The sequence below is a fragment of the Lawsonibacter asaccharolyticus genome (genome assembly GCF_022453915.1).
Classification (GTDB): domain Bacteria; phylum Bacillota; class Clostridia; order Oscillospirales; family Oscillospiraceae; genus Lawsonibacter; species Lawsonibacter asaccharolyticus.
The window spans coordinates 1,214,104-1,237,997 of the sequence record NZ_CP091870.1; the positions used below are offsets into that span (position 1 = coordinate 1,214,104).

Sequence of the window (23,894 nt, forward strand, 5' to 3'; positions counted from 1 at the left end):
GTCTCTGCGACGTTCAAACATATTTCATTCAAAAAGGAGTCTTTACCATGAGTACTGCAAACCCCAATAAACTGAAAGTCAAGGACATCATCACCGTTGTCCTGCTGGCTCTAATCAATGTGGTCATTTTCTTCGCCAGCTCCGTCCTGTACGCAACGCCCATTACCATCATTCTGATGCCGGTGTTTTTCGCCCTGCTGGAGGGCATCGTCTACTTCATCATCGGCACGAAGGTGAAAAAGCCCGGTGCGATCCTGATTTACAGCATTGTCCGCGCCATTATGGGCGGATATCTGCCGTACATCATCCTCTTTATTCTCTCCGGTGTCATTGCCGAGCTGCTGCTGTGGAAGATGGGCTACGGCAATGCAAAGGCGCTGACCGTCAGTTATGTCATCAATCAGGTGATGGCCGCCTTCGGCAGCACCATCATTCCCTATGCGATTGCTGCGAAAGCGATGGCGGATCAGATGGTCACCGATGGCCGTCAGGACACCATCCTTGCCGCATCTGAGATGCTACAGTCTTGGGTATCCGTGGCGCTGGTGGCCGGTGTGATCGTGGCCGCATTCATCGGAGCAGCTATCGGCAAGGGCATCGTGAAGAAGCATCTGGCTGCGTAATGCAGTCGAAAGGAGTTCACCATGAAAGAAATTGAGCCAAAGCGCTCAGCCGCCTCGTGGCTGGCAGAGCTGGCAAAAGGGCGGTACGGTGAGTACGCTTTGAGCGTCCTTACGGCGCTGCTGGGCGTCGCCTGCTCGCTTATTCCGTATTTCATCATCATCCGGCTCATCACCGCACTGGTAAACGGCACGGCGGAGCTGACGTACTGCCTGACGCTCTGCGCGTGGATGGCGGGCTGCTGGGTGCTACGCTATGTGCTGCACAGCGTGTCCACGTCCCTCTCCCATCACGCCACCTTCCATGTGCTGGCCAATACCCGCACACGGCTGCTGGACAAGCTGGCAACGCTGCCCCTTGGCACGGTGCTGGACCATTCCTCCGGCTCCTATAAGAACATTATCGTCGAGCGCGTGGACTCCATTGAAACCACCCTTGCCCATTTGCTGCCGGAGATGACTGCCAACATCGTCGGTGCGCTGGCGGTACTGGTGCTGCTGTTTATCGAGGACTGGCGCATGGGGCTTTCCATGCTGATCGTCGTGCCGCTTGGCATTGGCTGCTTTGCGTCCATGTTCAGCGGCTACGAAGAAAAATTCCAGCGCACCGTCACCGCCACAAAAGCACTGAACGACACGGCTGTGGAATACATCAGCGGCATTGAGGTCATCAAGGCCTTCGGTCAGTCTAAAACCAGCTACGCAAAGTTTGTCTCCGCCGCAAAGGAAGGCGCGGACTGCTTCATTGACTGGATGCGCGGGAGTTTGTTCGGGCAGGTAGCCGGAATGGCGACACTCCCTTCAACGCTTCTCGGCATCCTGCCGGTGGGCTGCCTCCTTTATATGCACGGCACACTGTCGGCGGAGACGTTTCTCACGGTCATCGTTCTGTCCTTCGGCGTCATGCAGCCGCTGATCACCGCCTTTTCCTACACCGATGACATTGCCCAGGTAACGACCATCGTGGGCGAGGTGGCGGAGGTGTTGTCCGGTGAGGATATGCAGCGCCCAAGGACGGCGGAAAGGCTGCCGGCCGATAACGCCATCGAGCTGAAGGATGTCCGCTTTGCCTATCACGACAAGGAGGTACTGCACGGAGTCAATTTGCACGTTGCCCCGGGGACGGTCAACGCATTGGTCGGGCCTTCCGGCAGCGGAAAGTCCACCATTGCCCGGCTTATCGCCTCTCTGTGGGATGTAAAGGACGGCGCCATTGAGCTGGGCGGCGTGGACATCCGTACACTTCCGCTGGTGGAGTGTACGAAGCGCATCGCCTATGTTTCCCAGGACAACTATCTCTTTGACCTTTCGGTGATGGACAATATTCGCATGGGCAAAAAGGGCGCAACCGACGAGGAAGTCATCGATGCGGCGAAAAAATGCGGCTGCCACGAGTTTATCATGGGGCTTGAAAACGGCTATCAGACCGTGTGCGGCGCGTCGGGCGGGCATCTGTCCGGCGGCGAGCGGCAGCGTATCTCCATTGCCCGTGCCATGCTGAAGGATGCGCCCATCGTCATTCTGGACGAAGCGACGTCCTACACAGACCCGGAAAACGAGGCGGTCATCCAGTCGGCACTGGCAAGGCTGGTGCGGGGCAAGACGCTACTGGTCATTGCCCACCGGCTGTCCACCATTGCGGACGCCGATCAGATCATTGTTGTCAATCAAGGCAAGATCGAAGCGACCGGCACGCAGGCGGAGCTGCTTGCTTCCTGCCCGCTTTATCAAACCATGTGGGAAGCCCACATCAGCGTCAAAGACGACGGGGAGGTGGCGTAATGCTTCAGACGCTGAAAAAATTCTTCGCCTTCTGCGGTGAAGACAACCGCAAACTGTTTGTCACTTCTATCTGGCTGGGCGTGGTCAGCGCCATCTGCTCCGCCATGCGTATTCCTGCCGCTGCCATTGTCATTCAGGCGCTGCTGGAAAGGGACGTCACTATGGCAACTTTATGGACGAGCCTCGGCATCATCGTTGCATCACTGATTGTGACCATCGCCATCAACATGAAGGCTACCATGCTCCAGACCCGTGCGGGCTACCGAGCCTGCGCCAACAAACGCATCGAAATCGCCGAGCACCTGCGCTACCTGCCTATGGGCTGGTTCAATGACAACAGCCTCGGCGAGGTCACGTCCGTCACCACCAACACCATGGAAAACATGGCGAATGTGGCTACCCGCGTGGTAATGGTCACAACGAGGGGCTTCCTGACCTCCGGCATCATCGCGGTCATGATGTTCCTCTTTGACTGGCGTATGGGGCTTATAACACTGGTGGGACTTCTGCTGTTCTTCGCCGTCAACGCCGCCATGCAGCGGGCGGAGCAGGCCCTTTCCCAGCGGAAGTTCAATGCCGACGAGCGGCTTGTGTCCAAGGTGCTGGAATATGTGCAGGGCATCGCCGAGGTCAAGAATTTTGACCTGACCCACGATTCCGCAACCCAGGTGCATGGGGCTGTAGAGGAAGCCCGCAAGGCTTCCTTCGCCATGGAGATACCGTCTGTTCTTTATATGCTGGCGCAGTTCATCGTCAACAAGCTCACCGGCGTTGCCGTCTGCACCGCTGCCATCGGCTTTTACTTCGGCGGCACTATGGAGCTTACAAACTGCCTTTTGATGCTGATCTGCTCCTTCATTCTCTTTGAGCAGCTGGACTCCGCCGGGAGCTTTTCGTCCCTGTTCCGTTCTATCGACATTGGTGTGGATAAGGCAAACGCGATTCTGCATGTAGAGCCCATGGATATTGACGGGGAGGAACTGTCGCCGGAGCGGGAGGACATTGCTCTGTCTCATGTAAACTTCTCCTACGACAGCAAGCCCATTCTGCAAGATGTGTCGTTGACGATTCCGGAGAAAACCACGGTCGCTATCGTCGGCCCCTCCGGCTCCGGCAAGACCACTCTCTGCAATCTTATGGCACGGTTCTGGGATGTGCAGTCAGGCAGCGTGCGCCTTGGCGGGCGGGATGTGCGGGAATACAGCTACGACAGCCTCATCCGCAATTTCTCCTTTGTGCTTCAGCGGACCTATCTGTTCTCGGACACCATCGCCAACAATATCCGCTTCGGAAAGCCCGATGCCTCCATGGAGGAGGTAAAGGCTGCAGCAAAGAAGGCGCGGTGCTACGACTTTATCATGGCGCTACCGGACGGCTTTGACACTGTTATCGGTGAGGGCGGTGCAACGCTCTCCGGCGGCGAGCGGCAGCGCATTTCCATCGCCCGGGCGATTATGAAGGACGCACCAATCATCATTCTGGACGAAGCCACTGCCAATGTTGACCCCGAAAATGAAAAGGAGCTGATGGAGGCCGTTGCGGAATTGACCCACGATAAGACGGTCATCATGATCGCTCACCGGCTGAAAACTGTGCGCAACGCCGACAAAATATTCGTTGTCGATCACGGTGAGATCGTCCAGCAGGGCACGCATGACGAGCTGGTTGCTGTTGACGGGCTCTACCGCCGCTTTGTGGTGGAGCGCAAGCAGGCTGCCGGATGGAAGGTCTGAAAAAACACAATCTAAAAAATATGAAAAGAAGCTCGTATCATTATTGACGATACGAGCTTCTTCGTTTATTCTCTGTTTCCTGTAATGTAATAGTCGCAGAATTCTCCGCCGTTTGCCAACGTCTGCTTTCTATGCAGCACGCCGTGCTGGAGTGTGATCATCACCTCGTCCAACTCGCAGAACAGCGGCATCAACTCGGAAACGCCCAGCTTTTCCGCATAGGCGCAGATGGGGCAGCGGGTGATGCGGTAGTAGCAAGCTCCTTCATGAGGCTGTCCCTCAAAGTCCACTTTGAACGATGTCGGATATTGTTTTTCCTTTTCCGGCGTGTACCACTTGACATACTTCACGATGCTCTTTTTGTTCTCTGCCTTGCCCTTATCGGTGTTCAGGTCGGTTTTCGCAAAATACCACTTGATGTGGTAAAGCGAACGCCGCATCATCTCCTGCACCGTCTCCGGGGGGATCTTCTTCCCGCTTGCTATGTAAGGTGCGACAAAGGCGAGTGCAAACAGCTCGTTGTATGCCATTGGGTTGTCGTCACCAATGTCGGCAGCTTTCCCGACCAGTTCACGATAGACTTTTTTGCTCTTTTTCATAGTCTCCCCAGCATATGCGTTGCCGTATTTCTCCGTCAGGACTGCTTTCATCGGACTCTTGAACATCCAGAAATAAAAGCCGTTGTATTTCATATCACTTGTCCTCCTGTAATTTGTTTACAGACTCAAAAAGCGCAGTCCAGCCGCCGGAATGATAAGCTCTTTTCATATGGATTGCATCCCTACTGATTCCGGCATTATTTTCTTCCAACGATCATAGCAGAATCGCCCAGCATCATCATAGCCGCACGCTGCTTAGAACCAAAAATGGCCTCCGCTGTCTCCACATAGCGTACCTCAGCAAAGCCCATGCTCTTCAGCTTTTCCACAAAGGCGTTCATGTTGCCGTACATCTGGGGCTTCATATTGTCATGCAGGACAAACACGCCGCCCTTTTTCAGTACCCGCAGGCTTTCCAGCAGCAGGGCATGCTTGTCCGCACCCATAATGTTATGATAGACGTAGTTGCTGATCACAGCATCAAAGCTCCCGTCCGGGAAATCCAGCTTATTGGCATCGCCGTGGACAAAGCCGCATTGCTTACCGACACCCTCGGACGCTGCGTTTTTTTCACAGAGTGCTTTGCTGTAGTTGTACATGGCGCCCCAATAATCAAGGCCGGTGATCTTCGCCTCCGGCCATGTGAGCGCTGCACGGACCGCCAGCGCACCGGAGCCGCAGCCGACCTCCAACAGGCTTCCGTGACCGTCAAAGTCAAGGCTGCTCAGAATTGTCTGATGCACCTTTTCCATCATGCCGCCTTTGCCGAAGGCGTACTGGCGGCGGATCCACGCCATCCAGCACAGCAGTGCCACCAGAATCACGGTGGCTGCGGCGAACACAACGCCCAAAACCGTGATGCGGAATACGGTAAAAGACAGTGCAGTCAGCACCAGCGTCACCAGCGCAATTCCCCCAAAAACATAGAAGACCGGATTTGACATCCAGCTGCCGTAGTCCTCTCCGTGCGTTCCCACTTTGATTTTCTTTTGAACATCAGAAATAGTGCTTTTCATGTAAGTGATTCCTTTCTCTTAAAATTGTTTCTCGCATAAACCGCCGCCGCAATGCACCAGATCACGATGGCGGTATTGGTGCTGCTCTGGCTCATTACGGACATCCATGTGGCTGTCGGCACCTGCATGGCCTGTGCAATATCAGGAACAGCAACCAGCAGAAGATTCCATGTGACCGGGTGAAAAGCCAGCATCCACCGGGAATACCATGTCGTGCCCGCAAGCAGCATCACGAAATGGATGCCGAAAGCCAGTATCATCGGAACGTACATCGGCGCAATGGCGAGGAGCATGCCGTCCTGATAGGCGGTGACCGCCGCGATGGCGGCTTCTTCTCCGATGCGCGGGCCCAGATAGGTGGTGAACCACGCCATGGTAGCCACCCAGGTGTGGATCGTCAGCGCCACCGCAACGGTGAAAATTCCGCACAGATACTGAATGATCTTTGTTTTTCTGTACTTTGTATCAATGTCCGCATTCAGTGCTTTTACCGCAAAGTAATAGAGAAAGCCCCCAATCGCTCCCAGTCCAACGGTAAGCACGGGCCTCCACAGCCCATAATAGCCAGACAGATAACAGGCTCTGTTGAAAAGGCTGGTGTCGGTTTTCTGAAGCGGAACGCACCCCAGCAGCCAGTCCCCGGCAGCCATCAGAACTGCTCCGATCGCACCGAGGATGTACCATCGAATCAGCTTTTTCGGTTTCTCCGTCTTCATCTTTTTTGCCTCCAATTGCAGTTCGTAATTCTGCTTTTCATTTGGGCAATTTCCTCCTTCTTAGAAGATCAAAACGACAATACCGCCGACAATTGCCGCTCCTACGACCCAGATCAACGCCAGTATGCTTCGCTTTTTCAGCACCTGCCGCCAGGTCTGCACAAACGGTGCATCTTCAAGCCCTGGCAGCACCCAAAATCGGCTGTGCCCGACCCATAGCTTGTCAATTACAACGCCATCGTAAACATTCATGACCTCAAGAAACAGCAGCGCCTGCCAATAGGCTTCACCAAAGGTAGAAGCCCTGTTCCACATACCAATAATCAGCACAAGAGCAGCAAGCATCACGATGTAAAACGAAATCATAAAGCGCTTTCGTTTCCGGTTCATCGTATTGCGGTCGATCAGTCCCAGCTCAATGGCTTGGCCCTGCACCGTCTTGGGATAAAAGTACAGTCCATTGACCGCCCCGCCGATCACAGCGATTTTTACCATTGCGGTAAACAGCAGGCAATAAATCAACAATTGCAGTATGATCATTGTTTTTCCCTTCTCAGTCTGCGTGCGAATCGGGCATCTGGCATCATCGCTGTATATCGGACACCCTGTTTCCCCGCCTGCTGAAGCTGCTGGATATGGGCTTCTGTTGTTTTTCTTTTTTCATGCAGGACTTTTTTTATCACACGCATAGAAAATCTCTGCCTCCCAAAACGATTGCTTCTGTCACACGTCCTCAAAGCAGCGCGCAAAGCCACGCTGCCACAGCGGAGGTGGGAATGTAGATCACAAAGTGCCGGATATGTGTTCGCTTGTTATAGCCGAACATATGCGGACCGATCACGCCCTTCAGCTCCGGATAGAAATGCGGAAAGAAATTGGAGTGGCACAGCAGCACCCAGTCAAAGAAAATGATGTCGTAGATCTCCATGGCGTAGAGCACGGCGAGAAACCGCACAAAGAAGTCCAGGAAGCCGAAGCCGTTTCTGACGCCGTCCCATACGCTTAGTGCCGCCGCAGCGAGAAAAAGCAGGATGGCAATGATCTCAATCACCCAGCCGATACTATGTGCGCCGGGAAATCGTTCCTTTGTATCGGGGATTGCGTCCAGATTTTCCTTTGGTGCGGATGAGAAAAAACGCTTGTCCTGAATGAAACCCACCCCGCCGTATAAAACAAGAAAGTATGCCAGAAATACCATGAGCGTTACAAGAACCGTGATTTTCATTTTGATGTTGATGCCTCCGTACTGACAGACTGCTGCTTTTCCGCGTCCGGTTTTTTGATCAGGTCATACAGCTTTCCAAATTCGCCGATGTCCCGCACTCCGGCAAGTTCCATGCCCAGATGGACATATTTGTCGCACTTGGACTTGGCATCGGTTTCCAGAATCACCGGCACACCCAGCCGATTGCCCTCGGCAAAGGCAATGTCCAGCACCTTTCGCATATATCCCTGCCCCTGATATTTCTCCCGCACACAGACAAGTCCAACGAAAATGTAGGGTTTCTTTTCCTTGTCCATGCGGTCTTGCAGGGAAGCCCCTCCCCGCTTGATAGCGATGCCAAACCGCAGAAGGCGCTTCAGGGTGGAGTTGCGCAGCATTCCGCAGGCAATGGGCCACATCGTCTTGAGTCCCATCTTCTCCTTTGGCAGCTTATAGGCGATATAGCCCTCGCCCTGCTCGCTGATAGTGTGCAGAAAGCCGCCCCGCAGCACCCCGCGCACATAAGCGCAGATATAGTTTGCAGTGGCTTCTTTCCCGGAAAAGGCAGCGGCCATTCCCGTTTCCTCTCCGTAGTCATAATAGCTGAAAGCGTGGCCGATATCATGGATGGATTTCTCGTCCAATGTTGTAACTTTCATTGTATTTCACTTTCCTGATTCTGCTGCGCATCTCCCACTGTCTCGCCGTCCGCCAGAAAGCGTTCCAGCTCCGATGCAAGCAGCGCCGGATGATTGATGATCTCACCATGACCAAAACCGGGGAAGCAGCGGACGATCAGACCCGGATATGCCTTCCGCAGTCGCTGGATGGCCTTTTTCATATGCCCTTCTTTTTCTCCGTACCAGCAGGCGACCTTTGCATCGGGCTGTACCGGAAAGTCCGTCCGATAGAGATAAAGCCCTGCCTCCCAAGTGGCCCGGACGGATTCCAAGCTGATATGATCCGGGATACGGCGGAGCATGGTCTGCATTCCCTGCTCCGTCTGCCCCATAAAGCGCAACGCCCATGCAGGCATATACTTTTCGTGTGCCGTTCGATACTGCTTTTGCGGCATGACCTTCAAAATCAGTCGATTCAGCACGCCAAAATCCAGACACTCCGGCCCGCTGAGGATCATTCGACCAATCCGAATGTTTGGAGAAGCCTTCAGAAAAACAGCCGGTCCACAGCCCAGCGACTCTGCAAAAAGCAGATCCAGTCGTCCGTCAAGCTCTTTTTCAATATAACCGGCCAACTTGTCCGCCTGATTCTGGGCGGTCGTGTAGGTTGTTTTGCCTGTTCCGTCAAAGCCATCGAAGCTGACGGCATACACGCAGAATTTCCTTTCCAGCAGCGGGATCAAATCCTCAAACTGCCGCCAGCACATAAGATTTCCGTGCAGCAGCATAATGGTCTTTCCCCGCATATCGCCGAATCGTTTGATCTCCATGCCAATATGCCTCCCCGCTATTATCGGACCTTCATGCAAAAATCACAGCGATCATTGCCGCGCCCCAGCGTTATGGTTCTCTCCCAGATCAGCTTCGGATGCAGCCCGGTATAGCTGATGTCATCGCTGTCGCAAAAGCAGCGGCACAGCTCCGGGCAGCCGTATTCTGCGCAGGTGTCGTGATAGGGACACTTCATCATATCCACACGCCAGACGCCGTTACCGGTCTGCAGTTCTTTTGGGGCAAAGCCCGCCGCCAGGCCGAAGACGCTCCGTGTGGACTTGACAAAAACGCCGGGGACAAGGCGGTAAAGCCCCGGTATGTGCAGCAGGGCTGCAAGCTGTTTGTGGCTCGTTCTCGCCAGCCGCTCCACATAGCCGTGAACGATTTGCAGCGCCTCCTCTTTCGGCATGACCCGCTGCAAGGCTTCGTAGGCCGCAATGCCCGGTAATATCTGCCGCTGGAGGTGGTATTGCTTCTCCTTGCTTGCATCTGCATTTTCAGCCAGCAGCACATTCAACCGCGCATCAAAAAATGCATTCAGCTCCTTGGCCTGCGAGGGAAAGTTCTGGGCCGCAGTCTCCCGAAAATCACGGGAGAGATAGGTTTCCTTCATCGTCCTGCCTCCGTCCCTGCTTTCACGAAGCCCTTCTTTTTATACCCGCAGTCGCAGTATGGGCCGCCGGAGGCGAGAGTGTACTGCCGCACAAAATCAGTCGCGCCGCCGGCTTCGCTCATGGTGTAGTCCAGACGGCACAGCGCGGGAGTGAGGTCATATAGCCCCAGCTTTTTCATTAGCACGCAGATGCCGCATTTGGTGAAGCGTCCCTCGTAGCCGCTGCCGTCGGGATATTCGTAAAACTCCATGTTCCACGAATATGGGTTGCGGTCGGCGGCTTTCAAGGTGGCGGTCGCCTTCATGCCGGAAATATCTTTGGGGGTAAACTTGTTTTTTCCGCTCTTGCGGCAAAACCATTTCATCGGCTTTGTCATCATGGATTTTGCATAATACTCCGTCAGCCGCTCCACATCCGGGTGTTCCGGCATGGAGAGGATGAACGCACCGATCATTGCGCAGTTGACGATGTTCATCTTGAAGCGATCGCTCTTTTCAAATTCGGGCAGCTCGGAGATGATCTCCCTGTATTTCGGCTTTGCTTTTTTCGTGATGGCTTTTGCCGTATTCGTACCGTAGCCGAACACCGCTGTCAGCTGGTTTCGGAAGGACGGCGCAAACAGCGTCCACATGCCGAAAGGCATTCCGGCGTATTTCATCGTAAGTATCTCCCGGCCTCTGCCTCCAGCGCCTGCCACACGGGATAAGCCGCGCCGTTCTCATCAAAGAACCGCTTGATATCCCGATTCAGGGCGCTCATTTCGTCTATGGCGTTCATGGCGTGGTCGGAGGCACATAGTTTGCCCAGTGAGGTGGCGCACATGAGTTTAAAGAAGCGCAGACAGGTCTTGCGGTACTTTTCGCTCTCAAAGTCTGCATCCGCCTTTGGCAAAATGTCGTGTCCCGCATTGCGTATGGCACGGTAGCCTTCAATGTTGGCATCGATCACCCGTCCAAGGTACACCGTATTTCTCCTAAGCTTTTTCAGGTCGCCGTCCGTCTTATAGCAGGCGAAGGCCGCAGGCATCACAAAGGCCGCATGGCAGAGCAGATAGTCCTCCATATTCGGCTCATAGACGACCTTGTATTTGGTACCGCCGAAAATCTCTCCGATCAGTTCCGCATTGGAGACCGCCCCACGCAGCTGCCCGATGGTGATCTTTTTCAGGTCGATAGAAACGACCCGGTCAGGTTCCCGATGCCCGGCAGAGAGCGCAAAGGCAAACAGAACATTTTTCTCCGGTAGCGAGGCGGCAAGGACTCCGGTGCGCACATTGTTTCCCACAAAAACGATATTTTTCGTCTGATTCTCTCGCAAGGTGTCCAGAGCGGAATCCAACTGCGTATAGCGCAGGACCACAAAGATTACATCGTACATTGCATCCGGTGCAAGTTCAGTCACCACCGGAATGCGGCTGATTGATACGCGGGGCGAAAACTTATCCTTGATCCGCAGTCCGTTCTGCTTGATTTCCGCTGCCCAATTTCCCCGCGCAAGCAAGGTGACGTCCTTTCCGGCACGCAGCAGATTTCTTGCCAGATTGCACCCCAGAACGCCTGCACCGTATACCAGAATTTTCATTGATTGCCTCCAAATCTGATCTTCACAATTTGCATTTTCATCCCGTTATCCCCGACCTTGGCAAGAAAACGGAAAAAGCCGCTGACGGATGGATCGCAGAGATCGTTGTAGCCCAGCATATAGCCGCGGCTCGAGACCTGCAAGCGGCTGTCCCACGCACTGATCTCTTGGGGAGCGTCCGAAACCGCAAAATATGCGCCCACATCCTTGATCTTCGCACTCTTGAGCCATGTCTTGGCAATCATCTTCACCGCCGTCCGATTCGCAGCGTCAAACACCAGCACGCTGCCCGGAAAAGCGTCTGCCATTTGCTGTACCAGCGCCTTGACCTGCTCAGTCAAAAAGTAGTAGAACACGCCGGAGGCAAAGAACACCGCGCCGCCGGAGGCATCGATTTCGGAGAACCATGCCGTGTCATTCAGGTCGCAGGGGATGTTTTGCTCCCGCTCTCCGGCGGGCAGCAACTCGTTGCGCACGGTGATGACATCGGGAAAGTCCAGATTGTAGATTTTGCAACTGCCGTTGTCGCAGCTTCTTCCGGTGCTGTCCAGCCCGCAGCCCAGATTGACCACCGCCGCATTGGGGTGCGCTTTCAGATAATCCCGCACTTCAAAGGCAAGGTCATTCTGCCGCATGGCGACTTCCAGTGAGCCGAAGCGCTGCATCAGACTGCGGGCGTTCTTATCAGCATCCGAAAAGTCATAGTCGATTTCGTTAATCAGGCGAACCGCTGTTTCATCTTGGTAGAGATTCGGGTATAGTTCTGAGCAGACCTTCCGCGCATACAGCGGAATGATCAGCGTCTCCTGTACGGTGTTTTTCTCGATTTTGTATTTCATGGGTATCACTCAATTTCTGAAAAATGGCAGTTCCGGCATACAGTCACGCTCGGCGATGTGTGCCAGCATTTCGGCGAACCCCTTTGAATCGCGAATCTGATATTGCATGTGATCGTATCCCTCAAACACAGGATAATGGCCGTAGGGGTAGGCTTCCATCACTGCTTGACGGTATTTGAAATGATCTTCTATACTGCCAAACTCGAAATAGGTATGTTTTTGCAATTCTTTTGAAAGCGGCGGAAAGGGCTTGTCCTCCAGACTGTCCGCCATCTGGCGGCGCAAATTTGTATAGGTCAGATTTTCCCCTGCGGCTATAAAATACGGCTTTATGGAATCATCGTCACACCACAGAATCTTTTTCAGTGTGCCGCCCTTCGACCAATATAGGCTCTTGATGGCAAAATACAGAAACGGCGTCATGATGCGGCGCGTACCTTTTCCGATTTGCGCAAACTGCCCGCCATCGAAGAAAACATGTCCAATGGGCAGCTTCGTGCTTGTCAAAAACGCCATGGCAAGGTCTGCACCGATGGAAGAAGCGACCACCATCGCCAGCCGCTCCACGCCCTGTCGATGCAGAAAGTCCTCCACCTGCCGTATTTCGTCCGCCTTGCTGACATATTTCTGCCCGGCACAGTAAACGGTGGAGGTGGGCAGAATGCAGAAATACCGATCCTGCAAATATTTCACAACCGGTTCGCTGCTTGCGCCTGTCACGCCCATAGCATGAAAGAACAGCACGGCAGGATTCCTCCTGTCGCCATATGTTTGAAACAGCATTTCTATCACCTCATATTTTCATAAAAAGCATCATAATCGCCGCCAGTGCTGCCGAAATGACCGCCATACCAATTGTGCCGAACAGCCACTTTTTTGCTTTGTCTTTTGCGGTGATGTATGGTTTTAAGTCCTCTGTTCCTGGAATTGTCCACGCCTTTGTGTGACCGACCCAAAAATCATCAACAAGGAAACGGTCCATCAGGTTCATCACCGATAAAATAACGAGCATTTGCCAGAAGCCTGCAAGAAAGCCCCGCGCACCGTTGAGTGCATAGACGCTCACCAGCACATAGGCAACATAACCGGGAACGCATACCGCTTTGAAAATCAAAGCATTCTGCTTTATTTTTTCGTGTGTTGTGAGCCCCAGCGTTACGCACCGCTCCTGCACCTCAGGGCTGTAAAGATGCACCATGCCCACCGCGCCCTTGCGGATACCGATGGCGCAAACCGAAATGAGCAGAACGCCCAGCCCGATGCCCTCCAAAATCACCTGTAAAAGCATTACCGATTCCTCCTGAAGCCCGCCTCATCCCGGTATTCGGGGTGCTCCTTCAAATACGGGTCCTGATCGCCGCAGATGGTGTAGTCGCACTGGCAGCCGTCCACGCAGGTAGTTGTCCGCACGAGCTTGGCATGCAGCAGCTCCATGGACGCATAGTCCACATTGCACAGGGCGGGCATAATGTCCGTAAATCCGAACTGCTTGGCAAATTCCGCCGCCGGACACGCCGTAAATTCATAATAGATGGGCTTGCCGCCTTCGTAAGGCGCAACATTCATCTCGTAATCGTGCCATGCATCGCAGCGCTTTTTGGCGGTGGTGAATGCCCGATACATCAGCCTTTTCCAAAACGGCTTATTGATGTCAACGAAGCGCAGCTTCCGGAACGCCGGCAGGATCAGATTCTCTTCGATCTCTTCCATTTCGCGGAATGTGACCACATCCCGGCACACATCGTAAAAGCACATGATGGCGATGCAGTCGTAGGTGCCGCCTGCGCCGTTGTGAAAATTCTTCTTGCCGCCGAGGTCTGTGCGCCAGTCGGAAAGAAGCTCTGCGTATCTCAGCTGCACCTGCTCCCAGACCGCCTCGCGCTCCGCCTCCGGATAGTGAAGGGCGATTTTCGCCAGTATTTCCTTTTTGCAGGGCTTGGAATACAGCACATGGCAGCTGCGGTCAATTTGTAATTCGCTGTCCTTCATCTTCCCACGCCTTTCAGAAAACCGCTCTTTGCATTTTCTTCGGTGTCGTCCGATTCGTCGTAGGCATCATAGGGTGCCGACGGGTCGTGTACCCGTTTCTTGAATGGCGAACAGAGCTTGTCCTTATGGGCAAAAGCAAATTCCAAATTGTCCGTCCATCCCGTGTGACCGGTGATGAAATACGGATGCAAACCGCGTGCGCGCAGCTTACGCTCCAGCTCCGCAAGTGACTGCACAGCCAGCTTATTGTCCTCTGCCAACGAGGAAATGAAGCTATATCCGCCATCTGCGCCGAACCACAGCGTGTCGCCGGTAAACAAATACTCATCGTCAATGAGGTAGACCATATGACCCCAGGTATGACCGGGAACAAGGAAGCATTCGATTTTGATGCCGTCAATGTCGAAAACCTCGCCGTCATGCAGCAGCACCTTTTCGTTGTTAATCGTGACCTGCGGTAATTTATAGAGATGATAGATCACTTTTCGCCGCACCTCGCCGGTGAGATACCGGTTCTCAACCTCGCCTATGTACAGCTTTGCGTCCCGGAACAATCCCGGACTATCGGACTCCACCGCGCCCACATGGTCGGTGTCCTGATGGGTGATAAGGATATGGCGTATCGACTTCGGATCAATGCCGAGCCAGCCCATTTTTTCGGCAAGGCGGTCGTAGTTGTAGCCCGCATCGATCATAATGGTCGTATCGCCCTTGCGGTAGAAAAAGATATTCGCCACCCATTCGCGCACACAGGCGACATTTTCGTCGATCCAGCCGGTGTTCAGCGGCTTGAAGATCTCCTTGCCGCGGTACATTTTGCTCATTTCTTTTTTCTGAAATTCGGTTGCTTTCTTTGACATACCATTGCCTCCTACTTTGCTTTCCGGCAGTTAAACCATGCCATGCTTTTCAGGTTTCCCATGTCCACATCCGCATACATTCCATCCAGCCGTGCTTTCAGGCTGGAAACCGTCTCATAGGGCGGTGTGAAAAAACCTGCCTTTTCATAAACATGCCGGACGAACCAATCGGTCCGCTTGTGCTCGCCCCTCACATAAAAGCAGCCGCAGAATGTCCCGCCGGGTCTCAAAACCCGGAAAACCTCCCGATAGGCGGCTTCCTTGTCCGGAAAAGCATGAAATCCGTTCAGCGACAAAACGATGTCGAAGGTGTCGTCTTCATAGGGAAGCGCACACACATCGCCCTGCCGGAAGGTTACATTTTTCAGGTGCAGGCGGTTCGCTTTTTCCTGTGCCTGCCCCATCATATCCGCCGAGTAATCGAGACAGGTGATGTCCGCTTCGGGCATCGTCTGATAAACCGGCATGGTCAGAATCCCTGTTCCCACCGGCACTTCCAGCAGCTTGCCGGAGAAATGCTCCGGAATACCGGACATTGCCTTTTCCAGATAGGCGTCGTTTTCCGCCTTGTTCATTGCCCACACCAAGCGGCACACCGCTTTCCCGCTCAGGGTAGAGCAGGTGATCATACCATCATAAAAATTATTGCCGCCCGTCATTCGGTACGCACCGCGAATGGCTTCTTTTCGTTCCATGGCCTTCCCTCCGTGTTTCAATCCTCACACGACCGTTTCCAATCTCATTTTTTCAAAATGTTCACGATTTTCGCAAAGTCCTCCTTTGCCTCCTTGAAGATCGGCAGCATACAGTAGCAATGCACCATCTTCGGGCGGGCGGACACCGTATAGGGGACATTTGCCCGTTTGCAGGCTTCCTCAAAGTCCGGCAGAGCACCGTAGAGCACCTCGTCGGCAGAATAGAAGAAGTGGATATCGCCTACGCCGGTAAAATCTCCCCGGGAGCCGGAGAGCATATAGTCCGGCACATTCTCGCAGCCGTACCGCATGAACTTCTCCACTGTCACCATAAAGGCATAGTCGATGGAAACGTCCCGTTTATTGAGCGCCTGCATCCGCGCCTTTTCCGCGTCGTTCCACGGCACCTCACCGGGGGATACGGCGACGATATGCCGTGGCTGCGGCAGCGGCTCGGGTTGCGCGTTGTTGTGCGCCGCGATCCCCAAAGCCAGCGCACCGCCGGAGGAAAAGCCGCAGGTACTGACATTTCCGCCGCCGTACAGTGCAATCATTTTTCGATAACATTCGTACACCATCGCGTATGTTTCAGTAATGCAGTGTTCCATGCAGAGCGGGTAAAACGGAAACCACACATCACAGCCGGTCTCGCGGCAGAGCTTGCGCATCACAGGCAGGTCGCCCTTATCGGGGCCGATCACCATACCGCCGCCGAAGAAGTAGAGAATCGCGCGCTCGGACGGCTTCGTATGCTCTCGCACGATCAGGCAGGGAAAGCCGTTTACCGCGATCGTTTCATAATATGCCTTGCGGTCGGTGGGCGTAAAAACGCCACGATGCCGGTTCTGCTTTTCAATTTCCTTTCGCAGTGCATCCTCCGGCAAGGCGAACGCCTTTTTCGCGCCGGAGAGCTTGTATACGCTGCGTAAGATAGATGCAAAGATACTCATGATTTAGCCCCCTCATTTCCGCGCCGTAATGCAGAGCCAACTTTTCTTTTTGTGTATCTGCACATCGTGAAAGCCCGCCTGCTCCAGATACGTCTTCAGCTCGGCGTCCTTGTAGATGGTCATGCCGCCGATGATCTCCGTCCACTTCTTGTCCTTGTCCGTATCGCCGTTGCTTTCGTTGCAGATGAGTAATGTTCCGCCGGGCTTCAGCACCCGATAGACCTCCCGGAAGCATTGCGGCAGATCGGGCCAGAAATAGACGGTTTCAAAGGCCGTTACCGCATCGAACCAGTCACCTGCAAAGATCATATCCGCCACGCTGCCTTGCAGAACGGTGCAGCGGCCCTCCGCTATGGCGGCCTCGTTGACCTTTTTGGATTTCTCCACACTGACGGGGGAATAGTCAATGCCTTTGACAATACCCTCCGGGCATTTTTTCAGAAGTCTCTTGATGTTCGCCCCTCCGCCGCAGCCGCAGTCCAACACCTTGGCGTCCGGAGTAAGCTCCAAAAAGTGAAGTCCCCACCGTGCCACAGGACTGTGCCCCAGGTTCATCATAGCGACCATGATTTTCCCGCCAAGCCCCACAGGCTTTCTGGTGTTCTCAAAAAATGACATCTTATCACACCTCCGATTTCACACATTCCGCATAGGTCAGCGGGAAGGATGCCTTCAGAACAGTGCTTTTCCGCACCGTCCAGCCGTTTTGCTGCAGGAAGCGCAGGTATTCCTCGCTGGTCCACCTGCTGTGGAGAGGAAAGCCTGCCAGTTTCATAAAAAATGCCCTGACCATGCCGGAAAAAGAGTTTCCGGCATGGGTGAAGGTCGGCGCAATCAACACGCCGTCATCCTTCAGAACCCGCTTGATTTCTTGCAGGGCTTTCTCCGGCTGCGGCACGATGTGCAGTGCGTTTGACACGATCACCACATCAAAAGATTCATCCGCGTAGGGCAGGCGGAACATATCCTGCACGGAAAAGTGCAGCTTCGCCGAGTGATTGTCCCGCTTGGCTTCCGCAATCATTTCCGCGGAAGCGTCCGTCGCCTCGATGTGTGCCGCTGCGTTTACGATATGTTTTGCGATTAGCCCCGTGCCGGTCGCCAGATCCAACACCGTTTTTGCTTTCACCACCGGCCGGATGTGCGCATACATCTCCTCATACGCTGCCCGATCCTTTCGCATAAAGCGGTCGTACCGACCGGCATTTTTGTCCCAGAAATTCTTGTGTTCCTGCATCGCTATCATTCCTTTCGATGTTAGATTCGCCTAACCGATACGTGCAGTTATTTGGTTAGATATCGCTAACTATCGTGTCTTGGAAAAGCCGCATTACTGCGGCCTTTCGCTTATTCAAATAACTCCCTGCAAGCGCCGTACACCAGCGTTTCCAGCACCTGCGGGTACAGCTCCCCAATCTGCTCCTTGTGAGAAACGGTAAGAATCAGTCCCCGCACCGTGGCGGCAGCCAAAGAGATGCCGCGACTCGGCGCAAGGTCATATTTTTCCAGAAGCTGACGAATGTGCGTCTCGTCGTCGTGGTAATGCACATTTTTGACATCCTCCGGCAGTCTCTGCAAAAGCAGCTTTGCATCGTTTTCAATGAAAGCCATGTCGCCGGTATCGGACAGCCGCCGGCAGACGGCAAGGACCGCCTTTGCCGCGCGCTCCGACGGCGGCAAGCCGTCAGTTTCGCTCAGTGCATGGTCAGCCACTCCGTAAAGCTCGGAGTGAATGTTCTCCAAAACCGCGAAGAAGGCCATCTCCTTGGATTCGTAGAATTTATAAAACGAGCCTTTTGCGATACCGACAGCCTTTGTCAGTTGAGCCACTGAGGTTTTCTTCATCCCCAGCGTGACAGCACAATGTCTCGTTTCCTTCAGCAACGCCTTGCGGAGCTGCTCAGTCTCGTAATCGGTAAAAGCCAAGCCCGCGCCTCCTTAAATATGACCGTTTCAGTTTATTTGGTCATATTATACCGCGCTTCTTTCTGGTTTGCAAGGGGTGTGGAGAAAAAATCGCTAATCAAAAGGAGTGCAGTGTTGCAGAAAGAGACGACGGAATTCCGGTAATCGTTGTCGCCGCTGTAAAAGAAACTATATCGTAAAAGGGCATCAGAACGAAGCATCCAAACGCTACGTTCTGATACCCATTTTGTTTCATATTGCACAGATGGGTTGATTACAAGAAAAAAGCAGGAATTAACACAACATGAACGACATATGATATCTGCAATAATCTTCCTGGGGAACGATCTGCACAACGCTCAACGACATGCCCCATGTATAGAGACGGCGACTCGTAAGAGCCGCCGCCTTTTACATGATTACCGCTCAGGGTCACTTCTTTTTCGTTTGCTGATTGAATTTCGATGCTGCTCCTGCCTTTTGTGAGCAATGAGTTGTCGCACCTGCCGTTCTTCTGCATCCTCTCCGAGCAGTCTGGATGTTTCCTGTTTGGCACCGAGCAGCATAATAAGAAATGGCTTCTCATGCATGGCATCCTCTAACTGCTTTTCCGACTCCTTTTCCTGTACAGGACGGATGGCCCGCCGTGCTTCATACAACTCCACCGGGTCAAACTCCGTAGCCTGCGCTTTCAGTTCAGCGTATTCGGTCAAAGCCTTATCCAACTCGGCGGAATATTTCTGTTCCTGCGTCTCCAGCTTTTTCAGACCGGCCTCCATGGTGGCAATATCCTTGCGGAATTCCTCTGCGCCTGCATCCTCCGCATACTCAAATTTTTGCAAAAGGAGCGCCTTTTCGGAACGCAGTTCTTCCAAATCCTCTATCAGCTCGGCAATGCGGACAGTCAGCGCCTTGTGGCGTTTCACATGGTATATTGGCAATTCCTTTTTCTCAGCAACCAGCGCCTTGCGCTCCTTGCTCTTTTCCTTGATCTGCTGTACCAGCCCGGTATAACGCTCCAGCTCTGGCTTCCATACGGAAAGAGATTTTTGAATATGCGATTTGCCGCTGCGAATGTGAGAGAGTTGGTAGCAGAAGATCAGCACACGGCTGCGCAGCTTTTCCAGCCCTTCCGCAATGGCGGGGACAGTACGGACGACCAGTGCGGCCAGTTTCTTAATTTCAGCTTTTAATTCCCGCAGCAGCGCATTGTCTGCCCTGATCTGCCGGTTGATCTCGCAGCGGTCAGAGATGATTCCCTTGCGCTCCAATGCCTGCGCTGCCACACCCTCATGGATGGTGGGGATCTCATCCAGCCCCCGTGCGGCGTTGCTGCGGTGGTCGATGCGCTCCGCCCGTCCGGCACGTTCCAGATAGAGATTGGTCACATCCGCCCACGCCTTGCGCCATTCTACGAGCTGTTCTTCGCTGTTCCAGCGTTCGGAGATAGGATTCTGCCTGCCGTAGCAGGTGCTTTTCGGATGCTTGTCTGCACGGACAAGCCCTTGCACCTCGGCAGCAGATGGTGTCATGTACACCTTCTTTTTGCCGATCTTGTAGGGATATTGCTTCTCCCAGCCCTCATTTTGCACCGTCTTGAATTCGGCGGCAGTGAAGCCCTTTTCTTCACCGTTTCTGACGCAGAGATATTCTTTCTCGGTCTTGTACTGCCAGCGGCCCTGTTCATCAAGAGGGCGCACCGTCAAGAGAATGTGAGCGTGGGGATTGTGACCGTCGGTGTCGTGGATGGCAGCGTCGGCGCACATCCCTTCCGCCACGAACTGCTCGTGGATAAAATTTTGCAGAAGCTCGATCTGCTGCTCCCGGTTTAGCTCGATGGGCAGGGCCACAACGAACTCACGGGCAAGCCTGCTGTCCTTGGCTGTCTCGACTTCTTCCACGGCGTTCCAGAGCTTTTCCCGGTTTTGCCATTCCTGCGGGGCATATTCCGGCAAAAATATCTGCTGCCAGACAAGCCCCTGTTTTCTCGTGTAGTCATGCTGAATCCCGTCGTAATCATTATACAGGCGGGAACAGCTCAGATAAGCGGAAGCGGCCACGGCAGAGCGACCTGCGCCCCGGCTGACCACCTTCGCTTCCAGATGATAAATCGCCATCTCTTGTTCACCTCGTTCTTTCTTTTTCTGTTTCTCTTTCGCAAAAGAGAAAATGACCCGAAGTCGAGCTTCGGGTCATAGCCGCAAACAAAGCTGCCGGTGGCAGGTTTGTGCAGGCAGGGTGCAAGCTGTTTCCAAAGCGGAAACAGCTTGCACCTGCGCAGACGATGACAGCAGCACCCGCAGGTGCTGTGGCATTGTCTGGAGGCTTCCGCAGAAGCCGCAGTCCCCCTCGGAGAGCGCACGATGCCGCAGGCATACCACCGCCTGTTTTACAGGTGGTGAGTAAGTGCGCCCTTACGGGAGAAAAAAGGAGGGAGACCCCCGGTTTCCCGGAGACCTCCCAGCGGATTCAATTGTGCTGCGGCAGCTTCCGCATCAGGTAATCCTTCAGCGCAGACAGTTCCATCGTCCGCACCTCCGGCAGCACCTTCTCCAAGATCGCACCCTCCTGAATGAGCCTACGGGTGCGAGCCTTTCGTTCCTTGACCCGGTTCCGTGCCTGCGCTTCCTCCAAACGATGCTGCGCTTGCAGCAGCTTCTTCTCTGCATCTGTCATAAAAATCCCTCCTCACTTTCGCTTTTGCCAGACAATCTCATAGCCCAGCGCATCGGCAAGCTGAACAGCTTCAACATAGCGCAGGGACTCCCGTTGGAGCTTGTTGGACAGGTTAGATACGCTGTCAGACCAGCCGTGCTCGTCATGCAGCAGATCGACCACCTCCTGCATGGTCAGTCCCTGACGGACGATGTACGACTTGATTTCATTTCTCAGATTGGATTTCATCAGTTTTTTACCTCCATAATTTCGTGTAGTGTGATTTCGTATAGGTGATACTGGTGTACTTGTGGGTGAAAAATCTGCTATGCTGCAAATCCGCTCAGATTTCTGCCCGTGATACCCTGTATGCAACAGCACCCTATCGGCTTCATCATTCTGTATAAAGTCATGCGGAACGGTGGGATATACCGCATTTCAGTGCAGCAGTTTCACACTTTGGTGAATCACCGGACGGTGCAGTGCGTTCGGCTTGCAGTAAAAATTTTCATGAATTTCACAAGGATTGATTGCAGGGCTGAAAAATTGAGCCGTCGGTGTACGGTTCGGTACGGCATAGACGGCTTGTGTACGCCTCTGTACGCCGGTTTTGTGTACCGGACGCCGATTCAGCGGTTAATCTTTCATCCTGTCGTGAATTGTTTCACCAAACGCACATGCAAAATCGTATTTTGCGGATGAAGTTGAAAACAGCCGTACAGAGTGTACGGCGTGTACGGCACTTTTGAAGTCCGGTTCTCATTTTTAATACGGCAGCGGGTTGACCACCTCAATGCCCACAAAGCCACGCACCCGCTTGCCGCCAACATGGACATTGTTGGTGGCCTCCACATTGTAAAGCCGCTCATTTTGTGCAAGCTCGGAACTGAGACGGTTGGCAGACATGGGCTTTTGCGCATTGTCCTCGCACCAACGCTGATACGCCTCATACAGCGCCTTGGAGCTGGCCTCGCTGTCTGCCCGAAAGCGGATATAGCCCTCAGATTGCAGAAACTCAATCACATTGTTGCTGCTGCGCTTGACAGTTTCCATATTCTCTCTGGCCTTGTTGCTGACTGTGAACTGATAGTTGTTCCCAATCAGTCGGTGCAGACCCTCCAGACACCAGAGGAAGATACCCTCTTTCTCCCGCAGCAGCTTATCCACCAGAAATGGATCGTCCGCCCTGCCTGCTGGCCGGTCTTTGGTGGTCAGTACGATCTGACGGCGAAAGAAGCCGTCGGACTTGTCGTGCAAGGCGGTCAGCGCACCATTGCCGAAGCAGAGGAAGCGGACATAAAGCTGGCTCTGGTAGCTCTGAACTCCCTTTCGTTCCATGTCCATCTTACACTCGGAGGTCACGATGGATTTAATATAATTGGTCTTGGGCAGGGCGCTCATATCCATATCATCGTCCACCATCAGGAGCTTGTTTTCCAAGTCTGCGCGACTGAATCGGTTGCTCTCCACCTTCTGGATGCTGGTGGTATTCATGCTGTCGCCCAGCAGGGAACGCATGACAAGACCGATGCGGCTTTTGCCCTCGCCGCCCTTGCCGATGAGCATGAGCATTTTCTGCCCCTTGGTGGTAGGCAGCAGGCAGTAGCCGAGAAACTCCTGCAAGGTTGGAATATCATCTTCTTGCAGTAGTTCGGACAGAAATTGCAGCCAGCGTTTCGGTGTAGGCGCGTTGGGATTGTAGGAGACGGTCAGACGATTGTTGCAGTAGCTCTTGTCGGTACTGAAGCTGCCGTCCATGAAATAGGTTCCGTTGGCAACATGGATACGGTCCGTCTCAATGGGCAGCGGCGGCGAATAGGCTTGCAGCTTAATGCTGGCAAGTAAGTTTGCAACCGTCTTGGAAAGATTGGCGGTCAGCACACCGGAGATTTCTTCCAGAATGAGATTACCGATCTGTCCCTCATCCTCAATCAGCCCGTCCACGGTGAAAAGCCGACCTCGAACACATTTCATGGGGTGTTTCTCCAAAAACTGCTGGCAGAACAGCACCTCATTGATGTGCCTGCCGTCGTACCACTCAGGCCACGTCTGCGGTGTCATATCCATCTTCGGTTTCCTCCTTATGAATTTTCTCTAAGCGCTGACGCAGCCTGTCCAGCTTGCCGTCTGCCATCTGCTGCTGAATTACTTCGGTACGTTCGTGGGAATCGCCGGAAGTGAGAATATCCAAGTAGTATTCCGTCTCGTCCAGTCTGTGACAGGCTTCCACGAATCGTGCGTTAGGTGCTTCCTCCGAAGATTTTGGCGCATACCGAACCTTCCAGTCCCGCAGCACACGGGCGTAATCGGTCAAAACAGAAAAGCACAGCCGCTCGTTTTCTCTGAGCTGCTGTGCTTCTGTTCGGATGCGCTTTGCGTGGAGCGCCGCTGCGCTGGGCGGCTTGTCCGGGGTAAGGTGAAAATCTGCTGCCAGCTTCTGCGCTGCATCATACAGCGAGAGCCGGAACAGCTTGCTTACAAAATCAATCACATCGCCGTGCTCCCCGCAGGCAAAGCAATAATAGTGGTCGTCCGCCACATACAGGCTGGGGTGCCGGTCATTGTGGAATGGGCAAAGCGCCATGCCGTAATGGTTGACCTCCACGCCGTACCGCTCCGCTGCCTCCCGGCAGCTTACGCCGTATTTGACAATTTCAAAAAGATTCATTGTACCTCCATTTC

At 53.7% G+C, this 23,894-nt stretch carries 28 protein-coding genes; 3 read left to right on the top strand and 25 right to left on the bottom strand.

Going from position 1 to position 23,894, the window contains the following annotated elements:
* Nucleotides 1-47: 47 nt before the first annotated feature.
* Genes L9O85_RS05705 through L9O85_RS05715 form a run of 3 tightly spaced genes read left to right on the top strand, consistent with a single transcriptional unit; the run spans nucleotide 48 to nucleotide 4,135 of the window.
* Nucleotides 48-623, top strand: a complete 576-nt coding sequence (locus tag L9O85_RS05705; protein ID WP_301579829.1) for an MptD family putative ECF transporter S component — start codon at nucleotides 48-50, stop codon at nucleotides 621-623.
* Nucleotides 624-644: 21 nt separating this feature from the next.
* Nucleotides 645-2,402: an ABC transporter ATP-binding protein gene (locus tag L9O85_RS05710; RefSeq protein ID WP_301579831.1), complete on the top strand. Its 1,758-nt coding sequence runs from the start codon at nucleotides 645-647 to the stop codon at nucleotides 2,400-2,402.
* Nucleotides 2,402-4,135, top strand: a complete 1,734-nt coding sequence (locus tag L9O85_RS05715) for an ABC transporter ATP-binding protein (RefSeq protein ID WP_301579833.1) — start codon at nucleotides 2,402-2,404, stop codon at nucleotides 4,133-4,135. Before L9O85_RS05710 ends, L9O85_RS05715 begins: the two co-directional genes overlap by 1 nt.
* Before the next feature lie 65 nt (nucleotides 4,136-4,200).
* Here L9O85_RS05715 and L9O85_RS05720 read toward each other — a convergent pair whose 3' ends face one another.
* From L9O85_RS05720 to L9O85_RS05840, 25 genes are all read right to left on the bottom strand, one after another.
* Nucleotides 4,201-4,827: an L-2-amino-thiazoline-4-carboxylic acid hydrolase gene (locus L9O85_RS05720; RefSeq protein WP_161213597.1), complete on the bottom strand. Its 627-nt coding sequence runs from the start codon at nucleotides 4,825-4,827 to the stop codon at nucleotides 4,201-4,203.
* Between the two features lie 104 nt (nucleotides 4,828-4,931).
* Nucleotides 4,932-5,750 (bottom strand): class I SAM-dependent methyltransferase, encoded by an 819-nt coding sequence (locus L9O85_RS05725; protein WP_301579834.1) that lies wholly within the window; start codon nucleotides 5,748-5,750, stop codon nucleotides 4,932-4,934.
* Nucleotides 5,747-6,466, bottom strand: coding sequence for a DUF6796 family protein (locus L9O85_RS05730; RefSeq protein ID WP_301579836.1), 720 nt, complete (start codon nucleotides 6,464-6,466; stop codon nucleotides 5,747-5,749). Before L9O85_RS05730 ends, L9O85_RS05725 begins: the two co-directional genes overlap by 4 nt.
* Before the next feature lie 60 nt (nucleotides 6,467-6,526).
* Nucleotides 6,527-7,006, bottom strand: a complete 480-nt coding sequence (locus tag L9O85_RS05735) for a hypothetical protein (RefSeq protein WP_301579838.1) — start codon at nucleotides 7,004-7,006, stop codon at nucleotides 6,527-6,529.
* Between the two features lie 193 nt (nucleotides 7,007-7,199).
* On the bottom strand, nucleotides 7,200-7,691 hold the full coding sequence (locus tag L9O85_RS05740; protein WP_301579840.1) for a hypothetical protein: 492 nt from the start codon (nucleotides 7,689-7,691) through the stop codon (nucleotides 7,200-7,202).
* Nucleotides 7,688-8,329, bottom strand: coding sequence for an N-acetyltransferase (locus L9O85_RS05745; protein ID WP_301579841.1), 642 nt, complete (start codon nucleotides 8,327-8,329; stop codon nucleotides 7,688-7,690). The genes L9O85_RS05740 and L9O85_RS05745 overlap by 4 nt, the downstream gene beginning before the upstream one ends.
* Nucleotides 8,326-9,120, bottom strand: coding sequence for an alpha/beta fold hydrolase (locus tag L9O85_RS05750; protein WP_301579842.1), 795 nt, complete (start codon nucleotides 9,118-9,120; stop codon nucleotides 8,326-8,328). Before L9O85_RS05750 ends, L9O85_RS05745 begins: the two co-directional genes overlap by 4 nt.
* 20 nt (nucleotides 9,121-9,140) lie before the next feature.
* Entirely contained in the window at nucleotides 9,141-9,737 is a 597-nt protein-coding gene (locus L9O85_RS05755) for an L-2-amino-thiazoline-4-carboxylic acid hydrolase (protein WP_301579843.1), read from the bottom strand.
* Nucleotides 9,734-10,396, bottom strand: coding sequence for an L-2-amino-thiazoline-4-carboxylic acid hydrolase (locus L9O85_RS05760; protein ID WP_301579844.1), 663 nt, complete (start codon nucleotides 10,394-10,396; stop codon nucleotides 9,734-9,736). Before L9O85_RS05760 ends, L9O85_RS05755 begins: the two co-directional genes overlap by 4 nt.
* Nucleotides 10,393-11,319, bottom strand: a complete 927-nt coding sequence (locus L9O85_RS05765; protein WP_301579845.1) for a ketopantoate reductase family protein — start codon at nucleotides 11,317-11,319, stop codon at nucleotides 10,393-10,395. The genes L9O85_RS05760 and L9O85_RS05765 overlap by 4 nt, the downstream gene beginning before the upstream one ends.
* Entirely contained in the window at nucleotides 11,316-12,158 is an 843-nt protein-coding gene (locus L9O85_RS05770; RefSeq protein ID WP_301579847.1) for a class I SAM-dependent methyltransferase, read from the bottom strand. The genes L9O85_RS05765 and L9O85_RS05770 overlap by 4 nt, the downstream gene beginning before the upstream one ends.
* A 9-nt stretch (nucleotides 12,159-12,167) precedes the next feature.
* A complete protein-coding gene (locus tag L9O85_RS05775; RefSeq protein WP_301579849.1) occupies nucleotides 12,168-12,941 on the bottom strand; it encodes an alpha/beta fold hydrolase in 774 nt (257 codons plus the stop codon).
* Nucleotides 12,942-12,951: 10 nt separating this feature from the next.
* Nucleotides 12,952-13,446, bottom strand: coding sequence for a hypothetical protein (locus tag L9O85_RS05780; RefSeq protein WP_301579851.1), 495 nt, complete (start codon nucleotides 13,444-13,446; stop codon nucleotides 12,952-12,954).
* The gene (locus L9O85_RS05785) at nucleotides 13,446-14,147 is read right to left on the bottom strand and encodes an L-2-amino-thiazoline-4-carboxylic acid hydrolase (RefSeq protein ID WP_301579852.1); all 702 of its coding nucleotides are present in this window, start codon (nucleotides 14,145-14,147) and stop codon (nucleotides 13,446-13,448) included. The genes L9O85_RS05780 and L9O85_RS05785 overlap by 1 nt, the downstream gene beginning before the upstream one ends.
* Nucleotides 14,144-15,007 carry an MBL fold metallo-hydrolase gene (locus L9O85_RS05790; protein ID WP_301579854.1) on the bottom strand — a complete coding sequence of 288 codons (864 nt, stop codon included), beginning with the start codon at nucleotides 15,005-15,007 and terminating at the stop codon, nucleotides 14,144-14,146. Before L9O85_RS05790 ends, L9O85_RS05785 begins: the two co-directional genes overlap by 4 nt.
* Nucleotides 15,008-15,018: 11 nt before the next feature.
* Entirely contained in the window at nucleotides 15,019-15,702 is a 684-nt protein-coding gene (locus L9O85_RS05795; RefSeq protein ID WP_301579856.1) for a class I SAM-dependent methyltransferase, read from the bottom strand.
* A gap of 44 nt (nucleotides 15,703-15,746) precedes the next feature.
* Entirely contained in the window at nucleotides 15,747-16,652 is a 906-nt protein-coding gene (locus tag L9O85_RS05800) for an alpha/beta hydrolase (protein WP_301579857.1), read from the bottom strand.
* Between the two features lie 12 nt (nucleotides 16,653-16,664).
* Nucleotides 16,665-17,270 carry a class I SAM-dependent methyltransferase gene (locus L9O85_RS05805; RefSeq protein ID WP_301579858.1) on the bottom strand — a complete coding sequence of 202 codons (606 nt, stop codon included), beginning with the start codon at nucleotides 17,268-17,270 and terminating at the stop codon, nucleotides 16,665-16,667.
* A gap of 4 nt (nucleotides 17,271-17,274) precedes the next feature.
* Nucleotides 17,275-17,889: a class I SAM-dependent methyltransferase gene (locus L9O85_RS05810; RefSeq protein ID WP_301579859.1), complete on the bottom strand. Its 615-nt coding sequence runs from the start codon at nucleotides 17,887-17,889 to the stop codon at nucleotides 17,275-17,277.
* A gap of 110 nt (nucleotides 17,890-17,999) precedes the next feature.
* A complete protein-coding gene (locus L9O85_RS05815; protein WP_301579860.1) occupies nucleotides 18,000-18,578 on the bottom strand; it encodes a TetR/AcrR family transcriptional regulator in 579 nt (192 codons plus the stop codon).
* A gap of 398 nt (nucleotides 18,579-18,976) precedes the next feature.
* Nucleotides 18,977-20,674 carry a MobQ family relaxase gene (gene mobQ / locus L9O85_RS05820; RefSeq protein WP_301579862.1) on the bottom strand — a complete coding sequence of 566 codons (1,698 nt, stop codon included), beginning with the start codon at nucleotides 20,672-20,674 and terminating at the stop codon, nucleotides 18,977-18,979.
* Nucleotides 20,675-21,026: 352 nt separating this feature from the next.
* The gene (locus L9O85_RS05825; protein ID WP_256129697.1) at nucleotides 21,027-21,233 is read right to left on the bottom strand and encodes a DUF3847 domain-containing protein; all 207 of its coding nucleotides are present in this window, start codon (nucleotides 21,231-21,233) and stop codon (nucleotides 21,027-21,029) included.
* 12 nt (nucleotides 21,234-21,245) lie between these two features.
* Nucleotides 21,246-21,461: a DUF6471 domain-containing protein gene (locus L9O85_RS05830; RefSeq protein WP_301579867.1), complete on the bottom strand. Its 216-nt coding sequence runs from the start codon at nucleotides 21,459-21,461 to the stop codon at nucleotides 21,246-21,248.
* Between the two features lie 516 nt (nucleotides 21,462-21,977).
* Nucleotides 21,978-23,279, bottom strand: a complete 1,302-nt coding sequence (locus L9O85_RS05835; RefSeq protein WP_301579869.1) for a DNA primase family protein — start codon at nucleotides 23,277-23,279, stop codon at nucleotides 21,978-21,980.
* The gene (locus L9O85_RS05840) at nucleotides 23,251-23,880 is read right to left on the bottom strand and encodes a CHC2 zinc finger domain-containing protein (protein WP_301579870.1); all 630 of its coding nucleotides are present in this window, start codon (nucleotides 23,878-23,880) and stop codon (nucleotides 23,251-23,253) included. The genes L9O85_RS05835 and L9O85_RS05840 overlap by 29 nt, the downstream gene beginning before the upstream one ends.
* Nucleotides 23,881-23,894 lie beyond the last annotated feature (14 nt).

Excerpts from the sequence above, each read along its gene's own strand:
- L9O85_RS05705 (WP_301579829.1), top strand. The coding sequence starts at position 48 with ATGAGTACTGCAAACCCCAATAAACTGAAAGTCAAGGACATCATCACC.
- L9O85_RS05710 (WP_301579831.1), top strand. The coding sequence starts at position 645 with ATGAAAGAAATTGAGCCAAAGCGCTCAGCCGCCTCGTGGCTGGCAGAG.
- L9O85_RS05715 (WP_301579833.1), top strand. The coding sequence starts at position 2,402 with ATGCTTCAGACGCTGAAAAAATTCTTCGCCTTCTGCGGTGAAGACAAC.
- L9O85_RS05720 (WP_161213597.1), bottom strand. The coding sequence starts at position 4,827 with ATGAAATACAACGGCTTTTATTTCTGGATGTTCAAGAGTCCGATGAAA.
- L9O85_RS05725 (WP_301579834.1), bottom strand. The coding sequence starts at position 5,750 with ATGAAAAGCACTATTTCTGATGTTCAAAAGAAAATCAAAGTGGGAACG.
- L9O85_RS05730 (WP_301579836.1), bottom strand. The coding sequence starts at position 6,466 with ATGAAGACGGAGAAACCGAAAAAGCTGATTCGATGGTACATCCTCGGT.
- L9O85_RS05735 (WP_301579838.1), bottom strand. The coding sequence starts at position 7,006 with ATGATCATACTGCAATTGTTGATTTATTGCCTGCTGTTTACCGCAATG.
- L9O85_RS05740 (WP_301579840.1), bottom strand. The coding sequence starts at position 7,691 with ATGAAAATCACGGTTCTTGTAACGCTCATGGTATTTCTGGCATACTTT.
- L9O85_RS05745 (WP_301579841.1), bottom strand. The coding sequence starts at position 8,329 with ATGAAAGTTACAACATTGGACGAGAAATCCATCCATGATATCGGCCAC.
- L9O85_RS05750 (WP_301579842.1), bottom strand. The coding sequence starts at position 9,120 with ATGGAGATCAAACGATTCGGCGATATGCGGGGAAAGACCATTATGCTG.
- L9O85_RS05755 (WP_301579843.1), bottom strand. The coding sequence starts at position 9,737 with ATGAAGGAAACCTATCTCTCCCGTGATTTTCGGGAGACTGCGGCCCAG.
- L9O85_RS05760 (WP_301579844.1), bottom strand. The coding sequence starts at position 10,396 with ATGAAATACGCCGGAATGCCTTTCGGCATGTGGACGCTGTTTGCGCCG.
- L9O85_RS05765 (WP_301579845.1), bottom strand. The coding sequence starts at position 11,319 with ATGAAAATTCTGGTATACGGTGCAGGCGTTCTGGGGTGCAATCTGGCA.
- L9O85_RS05770 (WP_301579847.1), bottom strand. The coding sequence starts at position 12,158 with ATGAAATACAAAATCGAGAAAAACACCGTACAGGAGACGCTGATCATT.
- L9O85_RS05775 (WP_301579849.1), bottom strand. The coding sequence starts at position 12,941 with ATGCTGTTTCAAACATATGGCGACAGGAGGAATCCTGCCGTGCTGTTC.
- L9O85_RS05780 (WP_301579851.1), bottom strand. The coding sequence starts at position 13,446 with ATGCTTTTACAGGTGATTTTGGAGGGCATCGGGCTGGGCGTTCTGCTC.
- L9O85_RS05785 (WP_301579852.1), bottom strand. The coding sequence starts at position 14,147 with ATGAAGGACAGCGAATTACAAATTGACCGCAGCTGCCATGTGCTGTAT.
- L9O85_RS05790 (WP_301579854.1), bottom strand. The coding sequence starts at position 15,007 with ATGTCAAAGAAAGCAACCGAATTTCAGAAAAAAGAAATGAGCAAAATG.
- L9O85_RS05795 (WP_301579856.1), bottom strand. The coding sequence starts at position 15,702 with ATGGAACGAAAAGAAGCCATTCGCGGTGCGTACCGAATGACGGGCGGC.
- L9O85_RS05800 (WP_301579857.1), bottom strand. The coding sequence starts at position 16,652 with ATGAGTATCTTTGCATCTATCTTACGCAGCGTATACAAGCTCTCCGGC.
- L9O85_RS05805 (WP_301579858.1), bottom strand. The coding sequence starts at position 17,270 with ATGTCATTTTTTGAGAACACCAGAAAGCCTGTGGGGCTTGGCGGGAAA.
- L9O85_RS05810 (WP_301579859.1), bottom strand. The coding sequence starts at position 17,889 with ATGCAGGAACACAAGAATTTCTGGGACAAAAATGCCGGTCGGTACGAC.
- mobQ (WP_301579862.1), bottom strand. The coding sequence starts at position 20,674 with ATGGCGATTTATCATCTGGAAGCGAAGGTGGTCAGCCGGGGCGCAGGT.
- L9O85_RS05825 (WP_256129697.1), bottom strand. The coding sequence starts at position 21,233 with ATGACAGATGCAGAGAAGAAGCTGCTGCAAGCGCAGCATCGTTTGGAG.
- L9O85_RS05830 (WP_301579867.1), bottom strand. The coding sequence starts at position 21,461 with ATGAAATCCAATCTGAGAAATGAAATCAAGTCGTACATCGTCCGTCAG.
- L9O85_RS05835 (WP_301579869.1), bottom strand. The coding sequence starts at position 23,279 with ATGGATATGACACCGCAGACGTGGCCTGAGTGGTACGACGGCAGGCAC.
- L9O85_RS05840 (WP_301579870.1), bottom strand. The coding sequence starts at position 23,880 with ATGAATCTTTTTGAAATTGTCAAATACGGCGTAAGCTGCCGGGAGGCA.